This window comes from Streptomyces sp. NPDC058985, from assembly GCF_042740985.1.
In the GTDB taxonomy this organism is placed as follows: domain Bacteria; phylum Actinomycetota; class Actinomycetes; order Streptomycetales; family Streptomycetaceae; genus Streptomyces.
Genome location: NZ_JBHYJX010000005.1, coordinates 236,658 through 255,530, shown reverse-complemented (window position 1 = coordinate 255,530; position 18,873 = coordinate 236,658). Strand labels below are relative to the sequence as shown.

General features: G+C 70.0%; 13 protein-coding genes and 1 pseudogene. 6 read left to right on the top strand and 8 right to left on the bottom strand.

Annotation, left to right across the window (positions count from 1 at the left end; translation table 11 throughout):
• Positions 1-12 precede the first annotated feature (12 nt).
• The 6 genes from murF to ACFW01_RS06755 form a co-directional block, all read right to left on the bottom strand.
• Positions 13-1,374 (bottom strand): UDP-N-acetylmuramoyl-tripeptide--D-alanyl-D-alanine ligase, encoded by a 1,362-nt coding sequence (gene murF, locus ACFW01_RS06780; protein WP_384502561.1) that lies wholly within the window; start codon positions 1,372-1,374, stop codon positions 13-15.
• Positions 1,375-1,541: 167 nt separating this feature from the next.
• The gene (gene vanX / locus ACFW01_RS06775) at positions 1,542-2,165 is read right to left on the bottom strand and encodes a D-Ala-D-Ala dipeptidase VanX (RefSeq protein ID WP_384502560.1); all 624 of its coding nucleotides are present in this window, start codon (positions 2,163-2,165) and stop codon (positions 1,542-1,544) included.
• On the bottom strand, positions 2,158-3,225 hold the full coding sequence (vanA, locus tag ACFW01_RS06770) for a D-alanine--(R)-lactate ligase (protein WP_384502559.1): 1,068 nt from the start codon (positions 3,223-3,225) through the stop codon (positions 2,158-2,160). Before vanA ends, vanX begins: the two co-directional genes overlap by 8 nt.
• Positions 3,218-4,231: a D-isomer specific 2-hydroxyacid dehydrogenase family protein gene (locus ACFW01_RS06765; RefSeq protein WP_384502558.1), complete on the bottom strand. Its 1,014-nt coding sequence runs from the start codon at positions 4,229-4,231 to the stop codon at positions 3,218-3,220. Before ACFW01_RS06765 ends, vanA begins: the two co-directional genes overlap by 8 nt.
• Before the next feature lie 205 nt (positions 4,232-4,436).
• Entirely contained in the window at positions 4,437-5,528 is a 1,092-nt protein-coding gene (locus ACFW01_RS06760; RefSeq protein WP_384502557.1) for a sensor histidine kinase, read from the bottom strand.
• Entirely contained in the window at positions 5,521-6,216 is a 696-nt protein-coding gene (locus ACFW01_RS06755) for a response regulator transcription factor (RefSeq protein WP_384502556.1), read from the bottom strand. Before ACFW01_RS06755 ends, ACFW01_RS06760 begins: the two co-directional genes overlap by 8 nt.
• 400 nt (positions 6,217-6,616) lie before the next feature.
• Between ACFW01_RS06755 and ACFW01_RS06750 the strand changes: the two are divergent.
• A pseudogene (locus tag ACFW01_RS06750) lies at positions 6,617-6,799 on the top strand (IS5/IS1182 family transposase); the annotation flags it as partial.
• Between the two features lie 169 nt (positions 6,800-6,968).
• Here ACFW01_RS06750 and ACFW01_RS06745 read toward each other — a convergent pair.
• Positions 6,969-7,451 carry a pyridoxamine 5'-phosphate oxidase family protein gene (locus ACFW01_RS06745; protein ID WP_384502555.1) on the bottom strand — a complete coding sequence of 161 codons (483 nt, stop codon included), beginning with the start codon at positions 7,449-7,451 and terminating at the stop codon, positions 6,969-6,971.
• Positions 7,433-7,669 (bottom strand): HD domain-containing protein, encoded by a 237-nt coding sequence (locus ACFW01_RS06740; RefSeq protein WP_384502554.1) that lies wholly within the window; start codon positions 7,667-7,669, stop codon positions 7,433-7,435. Before ACFW01_RS06740 ends, ACFW01_RS06745 begins: the two co-directional genes overlap by 19 nt.
• Before the next feature lie 673 nt (positions 7,670-8,342).
• Between ACFW01_RS06740 and ACFW01_RS06735 the strand changes: the two genes are divergently transcribed.
• The 5 genes from ACFW01_RS06735 to ACFW01_RS06715 all read left to right on the top strand — a co-directional run bounded on the left by ACFW01_RS06735 (position 8,343) and on the right by ACFW01_RS06715 (position 18,857).
• Positions 8,343-10,253 (top strand): BTAD domain-containing putative transcriptional regulator, encoded by a 1,911-nt coding sequence (locus ACFW01_RS06735; protein ID WP_384502553.1) that lies wholly within the window; start codon positions 8,343-8,345, stop codon positions 10,251-10,253.
• A 99-nt stretch (positions 10,254-10,352) separates the two neighbouring features.
• Positions 10,353-12,557: a TOMM precursor leader peptide-binding protein gene (locus ACFW01_RS06730; RefSeq protein ID WP_384502552.1), complete on the top strand. Its 2,205-nt coding sequence runs from the start codon at positions 10,353-10,355 to the stop codon at positions 12,555-12,557.
• Positions 12,547-14,481 carry a TOMM precursor leader peptide-binding protein gene (locus tag ACFW01_RS06725; RefSeq protein WP_384502551.1) on the top strand — a complete coding sequence of 645 codons (1,935 nt, stop codon included), beginning with the start codon at positions 12,547-12,549 and terminating at the stop codon, positions 14,479-14,481. Before ACFW01_RS06730 ends, ACFW01_RS06725 begins: the two co-directional genes overlap by 11 nt.
• A 53-nt stretch (positions 14,482-14,534) precedes the next feature.
• Complete coding sequence (locus ACFW01_RS06720; RefSeq protein WP_384502550.1) at positions 14,535-16,124, top strand: nitroreductase family protein; 1,590 nt, start codon at positions 14,535-14,537, stop codon at positions 16,122-16,124.
• A gap of 12 nt (positions 16,125-16,136) precedes the next feature.
• On the top strand, positions 16,137-18,857 hold the full coding sequence (locus tag ACFW01_RS06715; RefSeq protein WP_384502549.1) for a lantibiotic dehydratase: 2,721 nt from the start codon (positions 16,137-16,139) through the stop codon (positions 18,855-18,857).
• Positions 18,858-18,873: the final 16 nt, after the last annotated feature.

Below are 18,873 nucleotides of genomic sequence, written 5' to 3'. Positions count from 1 at the left end.
CGCGTCGCGCGGTCACCCGAGTGCGGCGGCCACCTCGTCGAGGTGGGCGCCGCGCGACGCCTTGACGAGGACGACGTCGCCGGCGGTGAGGATCTCGTGCAGCCAGGCTGCGGCCGCTTGGTTGTCGGGGAAGGCGACCGCCCGCTCCCCTGCGGCGTCGGCGATGGGACGGGCGGTTTCGCCGATGACGGCCACCAGGTCGGCGTGTGCGGCCGCGTACTCGCCGACCGCTCGGTGTTCGGCCTCGCTGTCGGCGCCGAGTTCGAGCATCGCGCCGAGTACGGCGATGCGGCGCCGGCCCGAGATCGCGGCGAGCGTGTCCAGGGCGGCTCGGGTGGAGTCGGGGTTGGCGTTGTAGGCGTCGTTGATCAGGGTCGCGCCGCAGGCGAGGGTGCGCAGCTCCATGCGCCATTTGGACAGTGAGGCGGTGCTGAGGGCCACCGCCGAGGTGACCAGGGGGATGCCGGCTGCGAGTCCCGCCGCGGCGGCGGCCGCCGCGTTGAGTGCCTGGTGGGCACCCGCGATCGGCAGCGCGACCCGGGCCAGGACACCGGAGGTGCGCAGCGTGAAGGCCGCCCGGCCCATGCGGTCGAGGGTCAGGTCCTGGACACGCACGTCGGCGTGTTCGGCCCGGCCGAAGGTCAGGACCGGCCCGGCGGTCAGCGCGCTCATGAGGGCGACGCGCGGGTCGTCGGCGTTGAGGACGGCGGTACCGCCGGGTGCGAGGCCACGTACGAGTTCGCCCTTGGTCCGCGCGATGGCCGCGCGGGAGCCGAACTCCCCGATGTGGGCCTGGCCGACGTTGAGTACGACCGCGATGTCGGGTGCGACCAGGCCGGTGAGGTGGGCGATGTCGCCGACGTGGCGGGCGCCCATTTCGAGGGCGAGGAAGCGGGTGTGCGCGTCGGCGCGCAGCATGGTCAGGGGCACGCCGAGTTCGTTGTTGTAGGAACCGTGTGTGGCGACGGTCGGCCCGGCGCCCGAAAGGACCCCGGACAGCAGGTCCTTGGTGCTGGTCTTGCCCTGCGAGCCGGTCACCGCGACGACGGTCAGCCGCTCGCGCAGCCGGGCCACAAAGCGGGCGGCGAGTGTCTGCAGTGCGGTGGGTACGTCGTCGACGACGACGGTGGGCAGCGGTGTCGGCCGCGAGCCGAGTACGGCGGTCGCACGGGTGCGGCCGGCGTAGTCGTGGCCGTCGACGCGCTCACCGGTCATGGCGACGAAGAGACCGCCAGGTTCGCCGTGCCGGCTGTCGAGGACGGCCGGCGCGCTCACGGTGACGGTCGCATCCCCCACGACCCGGCCGCCGACGAGCGTGGCGATCTCGGCGAGGGAGAGGGGGTGCGGGGCGAGGGATGGCTGGGTCTGAGTCATGACGTCAGTAAAGGCGGCCGGGTGTTGCCGGGGCGTATGCCGTTCTCGATACGCCGGCGATACGTGGTGGGGCCCGGGTGGGATGCCGTCCTTGCCGCTCGGCATCGCGAGTCGGGGGTCGGGTCCGGACGGGTTGCGGCTCCGGTTGGACCGGAGCCGCGCTGTGTTCATCCCAGACTCACCTGTGTGACGGGAAAGTCGAAGTAGGTGTCCGGGTAGGGCTCGTCCGTGAGTGTGTAATGCCACCATTCGCAGGCGTAGGAGCTGAATCCGCTGGTCTCCATGATGGAGCGAAGACGCCTGCGGCTGTCCGCCGCGACCCGCGAGACTCCTTCCGCTCCGTGGTGCGAGACCGAGTCCATCAGGTCGTGGCCGCCGCCCATGTCGGCGAGGTCGCCGCTATCCAGGTGATACAGCGTCAGGTCGACGGTACTGCCACGGCTGTGACCCGACCTGGCGGCCACGTACCCGTTCTCAAACATGTCGGGCCGGCCGATATGGGGATAGTGGCGCTGCTTGGTGCGGCCGTCCTCCGGCTGCTTGGACCAGCGCAGGAAGGAGTCCACGGCACGTTGCGGGCGGTATCCGTCCCAGAGCAGCAGGCCGAATCCATGCGAGGCCGCCTCTTCTCGGGCGCTCTGCAGTGCCGCGCACAGGGCCCTGGTGCCGACGATGCGATTGGCCAGGTATCCGTCGACCGGTTTTCCGGTGAAATTGTCCCAGGTGGCGTACTTGGCGTCCCAGCGGACCCCGGGCATGAACTCGTCTATGAAGACGAAGTCGCTACGCATCGGCCTGCTCCGTCGAAGGCAGGGGCCGGGCGAGCGCCCCGGTCACCAGGCGGTCGATCACTGCGGAAAGCGGAATCCCGGCGGCGGCCATCATCCTCGGATAGCGGCTGTAGGACGTCATTCCGGGGAACGTGTTGACTTCGTTGAGGACGACCTGTCCGTCGTCCTTGAGGAACAGGTCCACGCGGGCGAGTCCGCGGCAGCCCAGGGCGCGGTAGACGGCCTTCGCCACGTCCTGGACGCGGGCCCGGGATGCAGCCGGAATATCGGCGGGGACGATCGGTGTCGAATTGTCGGAGCCGGTCTCGGGTGCGTCCTCCTGGTGGATCCGGAAGAACCCGTGGGACAGGGCGATGCGGTCGACTTCCCCCGCGGTCAGGTCCGTTCCGGCGCCCAGGATGGCGCATCCCACCTCGCTGCCGGCAACCGCCTCCTCGACCAGGACTTTCGTGTCGTACCTGCGGGCGATGTCCAGCGCGGCCGGCAGTTCTTCCGCATGGGCCACCTTGCTGACCCCGAAGGAGGATCCCGAGCGGGCCGGCTTCACGAAGACGGGATAGGTGAGCCGGTCGGCGTCGAGGTCCTCGCCCACCGCGACCGTCCAGAAATTCGGCGTGTCGATTCCGGCGCCGGCGGCGACGACGTAGGCGAGGGACTTGTCCATGCCCAGCGCGGAACTCTGCACGTCGCAGCCCACGTACGGGATTCCGGACAGCTCGAGCAGGCCCTGGATCGCGCCGTCCTCCCCGAGTCTGCCGTGCAGCACGGGTACCACGACATCCAGGCCGACCGTCTCGTACTTCCCCTCGTCGAGGACGAGCAGTCCGCGCACATCGCGGTCCGGGGACAGCACGGCGGACCGGTGAGCGCCGCTCTCCCAGTCCGCGGCGGGGCCTTCGCAGAGTTTCCAGGCGCCGTCGTGTGTGATCCCGATGAAGTACGGCTCGTACGTGTCCGGGTCGAGGTTCCGTACGACCTCCTGCGCGGACTTGATGGAGATGGGGTGTTCCTCCGAGCAGCCTCCGAAGAGGATTCCGACCCGAAGCTTGGACTTAGGCATGCTGATTCCTGCTTTCGAATTCCAGGCAGTTGGTGATCGAGTTCTCGACCGTGTCGATCAGGGCGCGGTCCGTGTAATACGCGGTGTGCGGGCTGATGAACGCGTTCGGCATTTCCTGCAGCCGCAGCAGCGGCTTGCTGTCGATGGGCGTGTGTCGCCGGTCGGCGTAGAAGACGCCTTCCTCGCCCTCGACGACGTCGAGGGCGACACCGCCCAGACGCCCGTCCTCCAGCGCCTCGACGAGCGCGACCGTGTCGATGAGGGCGCCACGCCCGGTGTTGACCACGAACGCGCCGGGTTTCATCCGCTGGATGCGCTCACGGTCGAGGAGGTGGTGCGTCTCGGAGTTGAGCGGCGCATGGAGCGTGACGACGTCGCTCGACCTCAGCAGTTCATCGAGCGACACCTCGTCGCCGGAGACGCGGGATGCACCGGAGTCGCTGAATGCACCGGATGCACCGGCGCGATTTCCGTACGCCAGTATCCGGCATCCGAAGGCTCGTAGCCTTTCCACGACGGCCGTGCCGATGCGCCCCGTCCCGACTACGCCGACGGTCAGGTCGCGCAGTTCCTTCCCCCGTACGTCGTGCAGACGGTAGTCGTACACATCCGCGCGGCGGACGGTGGACTTGGCGTGGCGCACCGCCATCAGCAGCATCATCACCGTGTAGTCGGCGACGCCATCGGGGGCATAGGAGACGTTCTCGACGGAAATACCGACACGGTCCGCGTAATCGACGTCGATGTGGTCGGACCCGATGCTTCTTGTGGAGATGTAGGACACACCGACCCGGCTCAGCGCACGAAGGGTCGCCGGAGTGATCCGGGTCTTGTGCCCGACGCTGATGCACCGGTTTCCGGACGCCAGGTGGACGTTGTCCTCCGACACCGCGGACTTGGTGATCGTCGGCGTCATCCCGAAGCGAGGCGCCAGCTCACGGAACTGTGCCGCTTCGTCCTGCCCGCATCCGAAGGCGGTGATTCCCACTGGTTCGCTGGAGGTCATGCCTCCATTCAAGGAAACCTGGTGTTGCCGGCGCGTATGCAGTTTTCGATACGCTGCCGATACGTTGGCCGTTCCGCTTTGCCGGCCCGCGGGAGCAGAAGGCGGAGCCGGCGCGATCCGTCAGCAGGACACCCCAGGAGGCCGGGCCGGGCTCTTCGCGAAGGCGTCGATGCAGGTAACCCGGCTATGGTCGGCGGGGCACGTTTCACGATCGCGGGGACGTGTGCGCGGGCAGTTCCACCGTGATGCGCAGGCCGCCGGTGCCGCGCGGGGTGAGGGTGAGGGCGCCGTCGTGTGCGCGCGTGATCGTGGTGACGATGGCCAAACCGAGGCCGACGCCCGCCTGATCGGCGTGGATGCGCTCGGCGCCCCTCTGGAATGGTTCGGTGAGCGTCGAGACCAGGTGTGGAGTCAGCATCTCGCCGGTGTTTTCGACCGTGAGCATCACGGTGCCGGGGTGGGCGCTGGTAGTAACCCACACCCTGCCCTGTTCGGACAGATTGTGGACAATCGCGTTGTGCACGAGGTTCGTGGTCAGTTGCAGCAGGAGCGCCGGTGATCCACTCGTGGGCGTGATGTCGCCGCGGGTCTCGATGGTGACGCCGTTCCTTTCCGCGAGGGGAAGCAGCGTTTCGGTGGCTTCTTCCGCCATGAGGGACAGGTCGACCTGTTCCCGGGTGAAGGATCGCTGGTCGGCCCGGCTGAGCAGAAGCAGTGCTTCAGTGAGGTCGATCGCTCGGGCATTGACTGCTTGGAGACGGTCGAGAACCTCGCCTGTGTCGTGTGACGGATCGGACCGGGCCACCTCGACCAGTGACTTCGAGATGGCCAGCGGGGTGCGTAGTTCGTGCGAGGCGTTTGCCGCGAACCTCTGGTGCGCGGCGACGTGTGCTTCAAGCCGTGCGAGCATCGCGTCGAAGGCGTCGGCAAGTTCTCGGAACTCGTCCTGGCGGCCCGGCAGCCGGATACGGTGCGAGAGCGATCCCTTGGCGGCCGTGCGGGTGGCGTGGGTGATGCGAGCCAGGGGCGCAAGCATACGGCCCGAGAGGACCCATCCTCCCAGGAGGCCGAATACGAGGAGGAACACCATGACCGCGGCTGCCGTCGGCGCGAAACCCTGCACGAAGTCGACGACCGGGTTGCTTTTCCACGCCCCCTCTTCGTTGGTCTGCAACCACCCCTGCCGCAGGAGGAACACTCCTACGGCGGCGAGCAGCAGGACACCGGCGAGCATGACGAATCCGGCGTAGCTGAGGGTGAGCTTGAGGCGGGCACTCATCCCACGCGCTCTATCCATGCTTCTCGCGCTCGCCTCCGGCCCGCGGCTGTGCCTCGATCCGGTAGCCGACGCCGGAGACCGTGGCGATGACCCACGGCTCACCGAGACGCTTGCGCAGTGCCGAGACGGTGATGCGGACAGCATTGGTGAACGGATCGGCGTTCTCGTCCCAGGCGCGCTCCAGAAGTTCCTCGGCGCTGACGACACCCCCCTCGGCGGCGATCAGGACCTCGAGTACGGCGAACTGCTTGCGTGTCAGCGCGACGTAGCGGCCGTCCCGGTAGACCTCGCGTCGGAACGGATCGAGCCGCAGCCCCGCGATCTCACGGACCGGGGGCCGGCTGTGGGCACGCCTGCGGTCGAGCGCCCGGAGCCTGAGGACGAGTTCCCGCAGGTCGAACGGTTTCGTGAGGTAGTCGTCGGCGCCGAGTTCGAAGCCGGATGCCTTGTCGTCGAGCCGGTCGGCCGCGGTCAGCATGAGGATCGGCATGCCGCTGCCCGAGTCGACGATCCGCTTGGCGATCTCGTCACCGGAAGGGCCGGGGATGTCGCGGTCGAGGACGGCGATGTCGTAACTGTTGATACTCAGCATTTCCAGGGCACTGTCGCCGTCGCCCGCGAGATCGGCCGCGATCGCCTCCAGGCGCAGGCCGTCACGGATGGCTTCGGCCATGTAAGGCTCGTCCTCGACAATCAGCACACGCATACTCTCGATGCTACGAGCGGGCACCTATCGTCCGCGTATTGAAACCGCATACGCACGGCAGCAACACCGCCTCGCCCCTGTCGCCTCTGTCGCCTCTGTCGCCTCTGTCGCCTCTGTCGCCTGACGAGTGAACCTGGTCGGTCCGGTGTCCCTGCGCCGGCACGGCACGCTCGTCCCGCTCGCCGGCCCGTTGGGTATCTCCCTCGGCACGGGCACGCCTGCACGATGGCCGGTGCCGACCTGCTCGCCGACCGCGCACCCGGCCGGGACGCGGCCTCGCCCCGGCCCGGCAAACCGTCAACCGAGCTCCGGCTGGATGTCTGCCACGCTCGACGTCCCGCACAAGCTCGTTGAGCATGTTGCCTGGCCTGGCTCCCTCGAGCAGACCCTGGACGTCCACTCGATGAAGCACCGCAAGCACGGCATGAACGACCAGGTCATCGCCGCCCCGGCCGGCACACCACTGCGGTTCTCCCGCGTGACGCCCGCAGGTACCCACGACCTGACCTCCGCCCGCGCCGACGGCATCGTCCAGGCCTGCCTCACCAGACAGATCCTCGTACACGCAGACCGGGCATTTCAGGATGAAAGAGAGGCTCAGTGAACACGGCGGAGTGTCATGGCAACCGCTGGAGCGAAGGCCGGCCGGAATGACCTTCCTCAGCATCGTGGCTCCATGTGCCCTCCGCAGGGCACATGGCCGGGGCTTCGGCCGTACGGGTGCGCACGGCCCCGATGTTGAAGGCTCGGCGTCACAGGGACACTGCCATGCGGTGATCGGAGACACGGCCGTGCTCGGGGCAGGGCTCGCTGGACGCCTGCGGGCAGAGCATGAAGTGTTCGGTCACCGTGGCCCGGTATGCCCGGTACCGGCCGGAGGGCCGGAAGACGTCGGGGCCCCGGCTGAACGGTGCCTTGTCCAGGTAGATCTCCAGGCCCCGGTCCAGTTCGTCCCCGGTCAGCTCGCTCGCCGTGGCGGACATGTACACCGCTTCGTCCGAGCCCGGCGCCTGCTGCGAGTTGAACACCACGATGCCGACCTGGGGCCGTGCCGCGATGTTGCGGACCTGGGTCGCCTCGGGCGACGAGATCCAGTAGAACGTCGTGTATCCGTCGGCCACGTAGTAGACCGGGGACGCCCAGGGTTCGCCGTCGGCGTTCGCGGTTCCCAGGGTCATGAAACAGTTTCGGTCGATGAGGGCCCGGCCCTCGGCCCTCAGTCTTTCCATGTCCATGGCGTAAAACGTACAGCTGCGACGCCGTCAACGGAGCACTCAGAGGAGTACGCCGACACCGGGTACCCGACACTGGACCACGCGGCCGGCTCGCACCGCTGGAAGGAACTCAGCTTCCCGATGTCATGAGCGCCCGCCCAGAACATCACCACACCACGCGTGTGACGCACATCAAGGCCCAGATCTTGCGCGATCAGGCGGCGCTGGAACCGGTTCACTACAGGTCCCACAGAGCGCCGGCGACGGCCGCCGTGTCCAGGAGATGGAACAGGTTCAGTAAAGGGTCCGTAGGCAAGCGGCGGACCCACATGCAAAATCGAGGCAAACTTCCTGGGATTGCCTCCGCACCGCTCAACTTTGAAGACTCGCTTTGCTACTCCAAGTAACCCGCGGAGAATTCACTCGGCGCAATGCCGCCGCGCGATCGCAACGGAAATGAAGCAGAGAGAAACTCATCTTCCCGTCGAGGTACTGCCCGGCGAGCCGGCAGCGAGCGGCGGCAGCGCGGCGGGCGGAGCGCACCCAGAACTCCCCGCCCCACATGGGTACTTCACGACCACCGAGACAGGCTGGACAAACGGATCAAGTACAGCATCCAAGGCATGCGACGCAATTCCGGCGCCCGCTTGATTTGCCCGAACGCGGGGATCGACGTAGCTCCGAGCCATCACTAAGGTATCCGCTGGCGCCTGCATGAAAGGCACCCCACAAAGGGGCCGGATGACTGGTGCCAGTGAGCCATACCCCGTTCCGCGATTCCTCTCTGATCACCGAGCGCCAAAAAGCCGTCAGCACCCCGGACCTTTGCACTCGTATTCCTGTCGGTCCCGGCAGCGAGCTGGATCAGCCGCCCGCCCGGACCGTCAGCAAACAAACGGAGCGATTAACAGGATGCGGTTCCAGCTGCTAGGCCTGCTCAGCATCGCCGATGGCGAGCACGCCGCCGTCTTACAGCCGTCCAAGCCGACGAGCCTGCTGGCGGCCCTCCTCATCCACTCCGGCGCGGCCGTGTCGACCGAGTATCTGGTGCGTGCCGTCTGGGACACCGAACCCCCCGCCACGGCGCGAGCCGCCCTGCAGAGTTGCGTTCTGCGGCTACGGCGGGTCTTCGCGAAGTACGGGATCGCGAACGACACGATCGAGGCGGTCCCCGGCGGATACCGGATGCGAATGGACCGCGAGACCCTCGACCTCGTCCGCTTCCGCGAATTGGTCCGCTCGGCGGAATCCATCGGCGACCACGAGACCGAGTCGTACGTGCTCAGAGAGGCGCTCGCACTGTGGCATGGGCCGGTGCTGGCGAACGTGTCGTCGCACATGCTCCACCGCGACGAGGCACCCCGGCTGACCGAGGAGCGTCTGAGGGCACTGGAACGTCTCTGTGACATCGAACTGGCACGCGGGCGATGTCGCGAGGTGTTGTCAGAGGTCTGGGAGGCGGCGAAACGCCACCCGGAGCGGGAACGGTTCTCCGAGCAGTTGATCGAGATCCTTTACCGAACCGGGCGCCAGACCGAGGCCCTTGCGGAGATCAGAGCCGTCAAGGAGCGGCTCAAGGAGGAGTTCGGGATCGATCCGGGCGCCTCCCTGCAACGCCTGGAACTGGCGATCCTTCGCGGCGAGGATCTCGGTATCCCGCCGGCCCCCACCCTCCCCGCGATCGAGGCGGGAGCCCGCTCGAAGGCGATGCTCCCGTCGGGCGAGGTGGGTGCGCCGAGGTCGAGGTCGCCGGATGCGCCTCTCCCTGTACGGTCCGCCGCGGCGGCACAGTCCCTCGCTCCCCCGGAACAGTCCCCCGCTCCCCCGGCACCGACCCTCGCCTCGTCTCCGGTACCGACGGTGTCCACGATGCCGGTCACCGTCGCCACAGTGGCCCCCGTCCCCTGCTTCACCGGCCGCACGGAACAACTCGCTTCCCTGCAAGGCGCGTTGATTGCAGACGGCCCAGGCACCTGGCCGGTGGTGATCTCCGGAGCCCCCGGGATCGGCAAGACCGCTCTCGCCCTGCAGGCCGCCCACCTGGCTCAGGACGCCTTTCCCGGCGGCTGTTTCACGCTCGCCATGACCCGTGCGGACGGCAGTCCGCTCGACGCCGCCGAGGCCCGAGCCCAGCTTCCGCCCGTGAACGGAGCCGGACGCCGCCTGCTCGTCCTCGACGACGCGGTGAGCTCGGAGCAGATACGCCCTCTGCTCCCCTCCCCCGGCGAGGGCGTCGCAGTGGTGACCAGCCGACGCCGCTTGGCCGGCCTGATCGCCACCCACGGCGGGGTCGTGCACCGCCTCGACACGCTCGCCCCGGAGGAGTCGCATCAACTGCTGATCAGCACTCTGGGCGTCGAGCGGGTCGCCCAGGAACCCGAAGCCGCCCGTGAACTGGCCCGGCTCTGCGGTCACTTCCCGCTGAGCCTCCGGATCGCCGCAGCACGTCTGCTGACACGTCCCGGCCTCGGCATCGACGACTGCGCCGCGTGGCTGGCCGCAGATCTGCCGAACAGGCTCTCGCTGGCGGACGAGCCACTCATGTCCGTACCCCACGTGTTCGAGGCGGCGCTGCGCCGGCTCAGCCCCGAGCTGAGGGAGGCGTTCCTGCTGCTGGCCATGGAGCGCGACGACATCCGAACCGCCCGTCCGGCGCCGCCGGACATGTCGGACGAGCTCCTCGAACACTTGGCGGACGCCGGATTCGTCGAGGAAGGCCCGCCCAAGCCGTACCGCATCCACGATCTGCTCAAAATCTACGCGCGTCGGCATGGGACGGCCCCGCCACGGTTCCACATCGGCACCACGGCGCCCCCTGGCTGACCACGGCGACCACCCACCGGCCGACGCTCTCGCCTGTCCCCTTCCAGCGGACGCCCGGCCACCCCTACCACCCGGCCCCCATCCAGAGGTGACATCAGCATGCCTTCCGCACGGTACGAAGCCGTCGCAGCGTCCCGCCCCCGCATCCGGCGCGATGTCCTGTTCACCGAGACCCCCGACGGCGTCCTCTTCCACAACGCCGACGGCGGCTTCCGCCTGACGGCCAAGTCGGCGTACCGCTTCGCCACCCTGCTCGTGCCGCACCTCAACGGCGAACACACCGTCGCCGAGATCTGCAAGGGGTTCGGCGACCGACAGCGTGCGATGGTCGGCGAACTCGTCGGTACCCTGTACGAGCGGCAGTTCGCCCGCTCCGTCCCGCCCAGACCCTCGCCGGAGGCATTCGACGGGCCCGAGCCGTCCGACGACGTGGCGCGTCGCTACGCGGCCCAGATCGCCTACGCCGACCACTACGCCGACGACGCTGCGCGGCGCTTCCAGCGCTTCCGCGACACCCGGGTGGCCGTCGTCGGCAGTGACCTCGTGGCACGCTGGTGCGTCCTGAGCCTGCTCCGCAATGGCAGCGCCGCCATCGGTGTACTGCCGCGGCTCGACCTGGACGGGATCACCGACGAGGCGACGGCCGCCGACGCCGACGGCTGCCCCGTCGACATCCACGAACTCGCCGCCTCCGCACCACTCACCTGGGCCGCCGTCGAGGGATACGACGTCGTCGTCGTCACGGGCGGACCCGAGGCTCCCCGCGTCGTGTTCCCGCTGCTGCGCGCCGGAGTGCCCACGGGCCGCACCCTCATACCGGCCTGGTCGTTCGGCCGCCACGCGATCGTCGGTCCGTCGATGTCCGCGCAGACCACGGGATGCTGGGCGTGCGCCGTGCTGCGCCTGGGAACGGGCGACGGCGCCGCACAGGCCGCCGACGTGTGGAGTTCCCTCGCCTTGGACCTGCCGACTGCGACGCAGGTCCCCGGAGTCCACCCCGGCCGGCCGCTGGCCGCGATGCTCGGCAACCTGCTCGGTTACGAGGTGTTCAAGACGGCGACGGGGGCGCTGCCCGCCGAGACCGCCGGGCAGCTGATCATCCAGGACATGGAGTCGCTCGACGTCACCTCGGAGCCGCTCCTGCCCCATCCCCGGTGTCCCTGGTGCGCGGACGACGCGGAGGCGGACTCCCCCGAGATCGATCTGGCGAGCCTGGACACGGGCGCACTCGCGCTGCCCACCGTCGACACCGCCCGCGAGGCGGACGCCCTGGTGGAGGAGCTCAACCGCCGCTCGGTACTGCTGCGGCCGCACGCCGGTGTGTTCACCGGCTACGACGACGAGGACATCACGCAGACACCGCTCAAGCTCAGCGTCGTGGAGCTCGGCCTCGGCCACGGCCACACCCGCCGCATCGGCGCCGCCGACGTCCATCACGTGGCGGGCGCCCGGCTGCGCGCCCTGCACCGCGCCGCCGAAACCTACGCCGAGCACACCGTCCCTCACAGGCGCACCGGCGCGCCGGAGCCCTCCGTCCGCCTGGCCCCGGCCGGGTTCGGCACCTGGACCGGCATCGGGGATGCGCAGGCCGACGTACGCGGCTGGGTCGCCGCCACTTCCCTGCTCACCAAGGAGCGGTTCCTGGTGCCGGAGGGAGCCGTCCGTCCGTTCGGTGCCGGCAACCGCGACCGGCTCTTCGAAGCCACGAGGGCCGGTATGAGCGCGGGGGCGAGTGCGACCGACGCCGCCGCGCAGGGCATGCTGTCGGCCCTCGCGTACGACGCGCTCCAGCGGGCGATACGCGGTTCCGGGGTGCCGGGTGTCGCCGTTCCTGCCGACGCCGATCCCGAACTCACCTTCCTGCTGAGCTCCGCCGCCAATCTCGGCGTCGAGACAGAGCTGCTGGACCTCGGAGAGCGGGAGCGTTCCGGGGTGGCCGTGGTGCTGGCCCGGTCCGGGGCCCGCTGGGCGGTGGCGGCCGAGCTGTCGTACCCGGCCGCGGCTGCGGCGGCGCTGCGTGACCTGGTGGGGGAGGTCCAGCTGGAGCAGCAGGGCCTCGCGCAGGGGACCTCGTACGGGGATCCGCTGCTCAGCGACTTCGATCCGCGTGCGCTGGCCGTCACCGGGACCGTGACCGTGACCGCCGGGGCGACTGAGGCGCCGTCGTGGACGGACGTGCTGCGTCGGCTCGGCGAACAGCGCCGTGACGCCCTGGTGACGCCGACGGGTTCCGCGGACCTGGAGCGTGCCGGCGTCCACGTGGTGCGCGTACTGCTGACGTCGGAGGCCCGGCGTGTCGCTTAGCACCACGGACAGGCCGGCCACCGCGCCGGAGGCCCCCGGACCGAGCCCGGTGCGGCTCATGGCCGGCCTGCTGCGGACGGCCCTGGACGGGCACGGCCACGGTGACGTGGCCGTGGCGGTACGCGCGCTGGGCTTCGGCGACGCGTTCACGGAGGCGCTCAGCCCCTGCGCGCCGGGCACCGTCCCCGTGCACCTGTACGCGCGGCAGGCCGTGGTCGGCCCTCTCTCCGACGACAGGCCGCCGTGCCCGCAGTGCCTGACCAGGCGCTGGCAGGCGGTCCGTTCGGTGGCGCTGCGCGACGCCCTCGAACTGGGCGGCGTCACACACGAGTCGGGGTCCTGGCCGTATGCCGTCCCGTTCGCCGCCGAGGCACTCGCCTCGCTGGTGGCGCAGGCGCGGGTGACTCCGGCGGGCGAGCCGTTCCCGGACATCCACGTACTGGACCTGCAAACGTTGTCGGCCCGCCGCTACCCCCTCGTCCCCGACCCCCAGTGCCCGGCCTGCTCCCGGCCCGTCCCCGACACGTCCGAGGGCGCCGTCGTCACCCTGGCCCCCGCACCGAAGCACGCGCCGGGGACCTTCCGGCTGCGGAGCATCGAGGCGTACGACATCGACGTGGCGGCCTTCGCGAACCCGGTGTGCGGGGCCCTTGGACCGTCCGTCGTCCATGACGTGTCGTCGACGTCGACGTCGGCGACCATCGGCTGCTTCTCGATGCGCTCCGGGGAGTACCTGCGTGAGACGTTCTGGGGCGGACACGCGGGCTCCTTCGGCACATCGGCGCGCATCGGGGTCCTCGAAGGGCTCGAGCGGTACGCGGGCATGCGGGCGCGCGGCAAGCGGACCACGGTGACCGGAACGCTCGACGAGTTCGGCGCCGACGCGGTCGACCCGAGGCGTGTGGGGGTCTACTCGGACGCCTTCCACCGGGAGAACCCGCACGTCGTGCCGTTCGCCCCGGACCGCGAGATCCCGTGGGTGTGGGGCTACTCCCTGCGTGACCGGGAGCCCCGGCTGGTGCCGGAGATCCTGACGTACTATCACGCAGGCGGCCTGGAGAACCGGTTCGTCCAGGAGAGCTCCAACGGCTGTGCGTCGGGCGGCTGTGTCGAGGAGGCCGTCTACTTCGGCCTGATGGAAGTCGTCGAACGGGATGCCTTCCTTCTCGCCTGGTACGGGCAGCAGCCGCTGCCGGAGATCGACCACGCCACCAGTGCCCGCCCCGCCACCCGGCACATGGTGGACCGGCTGGCGATGTACGGCTACCGGGCCCGGTTCTTCGACACCCGCATCACGTTCCCGATCCCCGTCGTCACCGGCGTCGCGGAGCGGTTGGACGGCGGCCTGGGCCGGATGTGCTTCGGTGCGGGCGCCGGGCTGGACCCGGAGTCCGCGCTGGATGCGGCGCTGTGCGAGATCGCCACCGACGCGGTCAATCTGCGGGGCAGGTCCGAGCGCGACGAGGCCAGGCTGCGCGGCATGGCAGCGGACTTCTCGCGGGTGACCGCCCTGCACGACCACCCGCTGGTCTACGGCATCCCCGAGATGGGTGTCCACGCCGACTTCCTGCTGCGTGCTCCGGTCACCGGGCCACCGCTCGCGGTCGCCGACCTCGGGTGGCCGGACGCCTCCGGTGCGCCTGCCTCGCCCGATCTGCGGGACGACCTGGAGCGCTGTGTCGCCGCGGTCGTCGCCGCCGGATTCGACGTGGTGGTCGTCGACCAGACCCTGCCCGAGCAGCGGCTGCTGGGGCTGCACACCTTCAACGTGCTCGTTCCGGGCCTGCTGCCGATCGACTTCGGCTGGTCGCGTCAGCGTGCCCTGGACATGCCCCGGCTGCGCACCGCCCTGCGTGAGGCGGGACTGCGCGAGGGGGACCTGGAGGCGGCCGACCTCAACCCGGCCCCGCATCCCTTCCCGTGACAGCACCCACCCGCACCCCTCCCCGTCCTCACGCCAGACAAGAGGAGACTTCCGTGGGCTACGCCCATGAATACGCGACGGCCATCATGCACCGGGGCCGCATACCGATGGAGCCGGCCGACTTCGTGCCCGACTGGGCGGACCGGCCGCGCAAGGCGAAGCACTACCCGGGGGCCGAGTCGTTCCCGCTGCCCGACGCGCCGTATCCCGCGCACGCCACAGTCACGGCCGGCTGCCTGCCCAACGGCCACCCGGGCACGGCACAGCTCTTCACCCTGCCCCTGCTGTCCGGCATGCTCCTGGACTCCTACGGGCTGGTGGGCAGGCGCCTCGGCGTCCAGGCCAACACCGACCTCGCTGCCCTGCCCCACTACACGCAGGCCAACTGGTCCCGGGGCACCGCCTCCGGAGGCGGCCTGTACCCCGTGAGCGTCTACTGGGTCTCGGGACCGTCCGGACCGCTCACCCCCGGAGTGCACTACTACTCCCCACCGCACCACTCCATGCAGCGGCTGCTGGTGGGCGAGGTGAGCGGCGAGGTGCGCGCGGCGCTCGGATCGCACGGCGCGGCGACGGACCAGTACCTGGTGCTGGGCGTCAAGTACTGGCAGAACGCGTTCAAGTACAACAGCTTCTCGTTCCACGCCGTGAGCATGGACGTCGGGGCGTTGCTGCAGACCTGGCACATCTGGGCGCGTGCCCGTGGGCTGCGTCTGGCGCCCGCCCTGTGGTTCGACGAGGCACGGCTGGCCGGTCTGCTGGGCCTGGGCGAGGACGAGGAAGGGCTCTTCGCCGTCGTACCGCTGCTCTGGGACGCACCACAGGCCACCTCGGACGCCTCGGAGGCAGGCGGCGGCGCCGCCGTGCGCCGACGGGATCTCGAGCGGTCCCGGACCGTGCTCGACTTCGACACGCTGCATCGCATCCACCGCGCGACGGCGGAGCACGCGACCGACCGGCCGGCGCCGGGCGCGCTCGACATCTGCGCGCCGGCCGCCCCGACCGGGGCCGCACAGCCGGTTGCGCTGCCGCCCGCCGCGTTCCCCGAGGTCGACGTGCGTACGGCACTGCGTACGCGCCGTAGCAGCTTCGGCCGCTTCGAAGCGGCCGTCCCGGTGACCGCGGCGCAGCTGGCCACCACGCTCGCCGCCTGCGCCGAGGCCCGGATCGGCAGCGACGCCGATCCCGACGGCACACCTCGGCAGGCACGGCTGTACGCCTTCGTCAACCATGTCGAGGGCGTCGATCCCGGCGCCTACGCCTACGAACCCGACACGCACACACTGCGGTTGGTGACACCGGGCGCTCCGGGCTCGTTCCTGCAGCAGAACTACTTCCTGTCCAACTACAACCTCGAACAGGCCGGCGCGGTCATCGTCCCCACGTTGCGCACGACGGCGGTCCTCGACGCCGTCGGCGACCGGGGGTACCGGCTGGTCAACGCCACCGTCGGTGCGATCGCGCAGACCTTCTACACCGCGTCGGCCGCGCTCGGCCTCGGCGCCGGCGTCGCCCTCGGCTTCGACAACATCTCCTACGTCGAGAAGCTCGGACTGGAGGGCACCGGGGAAGCGCCTCTGTTGATCATGTTGCTCGGCAACGAGCGGCCGCACCCCGCCGACTTCCGCTCCGACATCGCCTGACCGGGAGCTGTCATGACACCGAGAACCAGTTGGCAGCCCGGCCGACGCTTCCTTCTGCGAGTGGCCGGGCTGCCCGTCGAGACCGTCCGCGACCTGCGCTGCCCCGACAGCGTCCGCTGGGCCGACGACGTGTTGTCCGCCGAGGAGGACCTGCTGGAACAGGGCCGGGAACTGAGCGACGTACTCCACGCGCTCGTACCGGCCGCCGAGCGGGCCTTCCCTGATGACGAGGGCGGGCGGCGCCGTCACCTGCTCGCGCTGCGCCGGGACGTCTTCAACAACCGGCTGCCCAAGGGGGGCACGTCCGCACTCCCCCTGATCGAGGCGCTGGACGCCACCGTGGCCGAGCAGACCCGGCAATGGCTGAGGGGCCGGCGCGCGCTGGACGAGCTGCGCCACCGGGGAGCCGCGCTGCTGAGCGGGGAACTTGCCGGAACGCGCGCCGTGTTGCGGGCGCTGCTCGACGAGGACCGGCTGCGCGACGGGATCCTCCTGGCATCGCCGACGCTCGAAGCCCGCCTGGAGCCGTATGTGCGCCTCGGCAGCGGGGTGCGCCCCGACAAGCGGCTGCGGAAGGTGGAGCGTTCGGTGCTGTCGTACCTGTACCGGACGGTCTGCAAGACCAGCCCGTTCAGCACGTTCACGGGCGTCGCCCTCGGGACCTTCGACGACGGCGACGGTCCCTCCGTGCGCCTGCGCGCCGAGTGGCGGGGCCGGGTACGGCTGAACGTCGTCGTGCTGGCCCGTTTCGCCGAGCGGATTCTCGCTTCCCCGGCTCTGCGCGCCGACCTCCCCGTCCGCCTCGCGTCGGGCTGGGGCAGCGACGACCACCGCGTGCGGTACGTGCGCCGCTGGGTGACCACGGGCGACGACGACGCGGCGGTCACCTTCGACGCGGTCAAGGACCGGCTGTTCTTCCTGCGGCGCAGTGGGACGCTGGACCGGCTCATCGCGCTGCTGAGCGAGCAGGATCTGCGCTACGGCGAGTTGGTGAGCTGGCTCTGCGCCGAGTACGGCGAGGACGCCCGGCTCGGTGAGTCGTACGTGTCGGCCCTTTTGCAACTCGGCATGATCCGCGTCCCCTGTCTGGACACCGACGTGCACACGTCCGACCCGTTGCGTGGCTTCCAGGACGCCCTGCGGGCACTGGAGCGGCCCTGGGCAGCCGAACTCGCCGGAGCACTCGGCACCGCGGCCTCGCTGATCGACGCGTACCCGAACGCGAACCCTACGGGACGCGCACACCTGCTGCACCGGCTGCGGGTCTCCCTCGGTGACGCTCAGCGGCTGCTGGGCGCCCATGAGGTGTCCCTGCCGCAGACCCTGCTCTACGAGGACGCCGATGCGGGCGACGACATCTCGTGCGGGCTGGGCGCCTGGACCGGCGCGGACGGCGGGGCGCTGCGCTCCGTCGAGCGGATCCTCCCGGCGTTCGACCTGACCTTGCCGCAGCGGGTGACGTTCAAGGGTTTCTTCCTTGCCCGCTACGGCAAGGGCGGCCGGTGTGACGACCTGCTCGGTCTCGTCCACGACCTCCATGAGGACTTCTTCGACCAGTACCTCTCCTTCACAGCCAAGCGCGCTCCCTTCGACCCGAACGGCGACTACGTACCGGAGGAGAACTGGCTGGGCCTTGCGGAGATCAAGGCCGTGGACCGAGGTCGGCAGGCCTTCATCGGCCGGATGCGCGCGCTGTGGGCCGAGCACGCCGGTGAGGCCGACGTCGTTCTGGAGGACAGACACCTCGCCGAGGTTGCGGCCGAACTCGACGGCCTGGAAGCCACGTTCGCTCCGCGCAGCCACCATCTGCAGGTGACCTCCGAGGACGGTGAGCCGTTGCTCGTGCTCAACCGCTCCTACGGCGGACTGTCGTTCCCGTTCAGCCGCTTCACACACGTCTGGGACGACGGCCCCGGACCGGGCGTCTCGGACCTGCTGCGGGACCAGGCCGTATGTCTCACCCCGCCCGGAGCGGTCCTCGCGGAGCTCACCGGCGGCCCCGTGACCAGCAACCTCAACCTCCACGGACGCCTCACCGACTACCAGATCGTCTGTCCCGGCGAGGCGAGCAGTGTCCCCGAGGACCGCCGCATCCACCTGGACGATCTGCACTTGAGCCACGACGAGGCTGAGGACCGCCTGGTGCTGCGCTCCGCGCGCCTCGGCTGCGAGGTCATCCCCGTGTACCTGGGCTACCTCGTGCCGCTCGCCCTGCCGGAGACTCCGCGCACGCTGCTGCTGCTGTCTCCGACGTCGATGGCGCCGCTGGACGTCTGGTCCGGCGTCCCGCACGGCCCGGCGCACCAGGGCGTCACCCGCCGCCCGCGTGTCCGGCACGGCAACCTCGTCCTGGCCCGACGCGGCTGGTCCACGACCGCCGCGTCCCTCCCGATCCGTCCCGCCGGTACGCCGGAGGACGAGGTGTTCCTGGCGTGGCGACGCTGGCGCCGCGAACACGGCCTGCCCGCCCGGGTCTTCGCCACCGTCTCCAACGGCCCACGGGGCGGCGCGGGCGCCAAGCCGCAGTACGTCGACTTCGACAGTTTCCTGTCGCTCACCGCCTTCGAGGCGCTGGTCAAGTCGCCGGACGACCGGGTCGAGCTGCGCGAGATGCTGCCCGCCGAGAACGGTCTGCACGTCGTGTCCGAGCGGGGCAGCCATGTCGCCGAGCTCTCCGTCGAGACCTTCACCGCCACCCGACGCACCGAGGAGAACACCCCGTGTCCGAGCTGAACCCCTCCCCAGGCGC

Excerpts from the sequence above, each read along its gene's own strand:
- murF (WP_384502561.1), bottom strand. The coding sequence starts at position 1,374 with ATGACTCAGACCCAGCCATCCCTCGCCCCGCACCCCCTCTCCCTCGCC.
- vanX (WP_384502560.1), bottom strand. The coding sequence starts at position 2,165 with ATGCGTAGCGACTTCGTCTTCATAGACGAGTTCATGCCCGGGGTCCGC.
- vanA (WP_384502559.1), bottom strand. The coding sequence starts at position 3,225 with ATGCCTAAGTCCAAGCTTCGGGTCGGAATCCTCTTCGGAGGCTGCTCG.
- ACFW01_RS06765 (WP_384502558.1), bottom strand. The coding sequence starts at position 4,231 with ATGACCTCCAGCGAACCAGTGGGAATCACCGCCTTCGGATGCGGGCAG.
- ACFW01_RS06760 (WP_384502557.1), bottom strand. The coding sequence starts at position 5,528 with ATGGATAGAGCGCGTGGGATGAGTGCCCGCCTCAAGCTCACCCTCAGC.
- ACFW01_RS06755 (WP_384502556.1), bottom strand. The coding sequence starts at position 6,216 with ATGCGTGTGCTGATTGTCGAGGACGAGCCTTACATGGCCGAAGCCATC.
- ACFW01_RS06745 (WP_384502555.1), bottom strand. The coding sequence starts at position 7,451 with ATGGACATGGAAAGACTGAGGGCCGAGGGCCGGGCCCTCATCGACCGA.
- ACFW01_RS06735 (WP_384502553.1), top strand. The coding sequence starts at position 8,343 with ATGCGGTTCCAGCTGCTAGGCCTGCTCAGCATCGCCGATGGCGAGCAC.
- ACFW01_RS06730 (WP_384502552.1), top strand. The coding sequence starts at position 10,353 with ATGCCTTCCGCACGGTACGAAGCCGTCGCAGCGTCCCGCCCCCGCATC.
- ACFW01_RS06715 (WP_384502549.1), top strand. The coding sequence starts at position 16,137 with ATGACACCGAGAACCAGTTGGCAGCCCGGCCGACGCTTCCTTCTGCGA.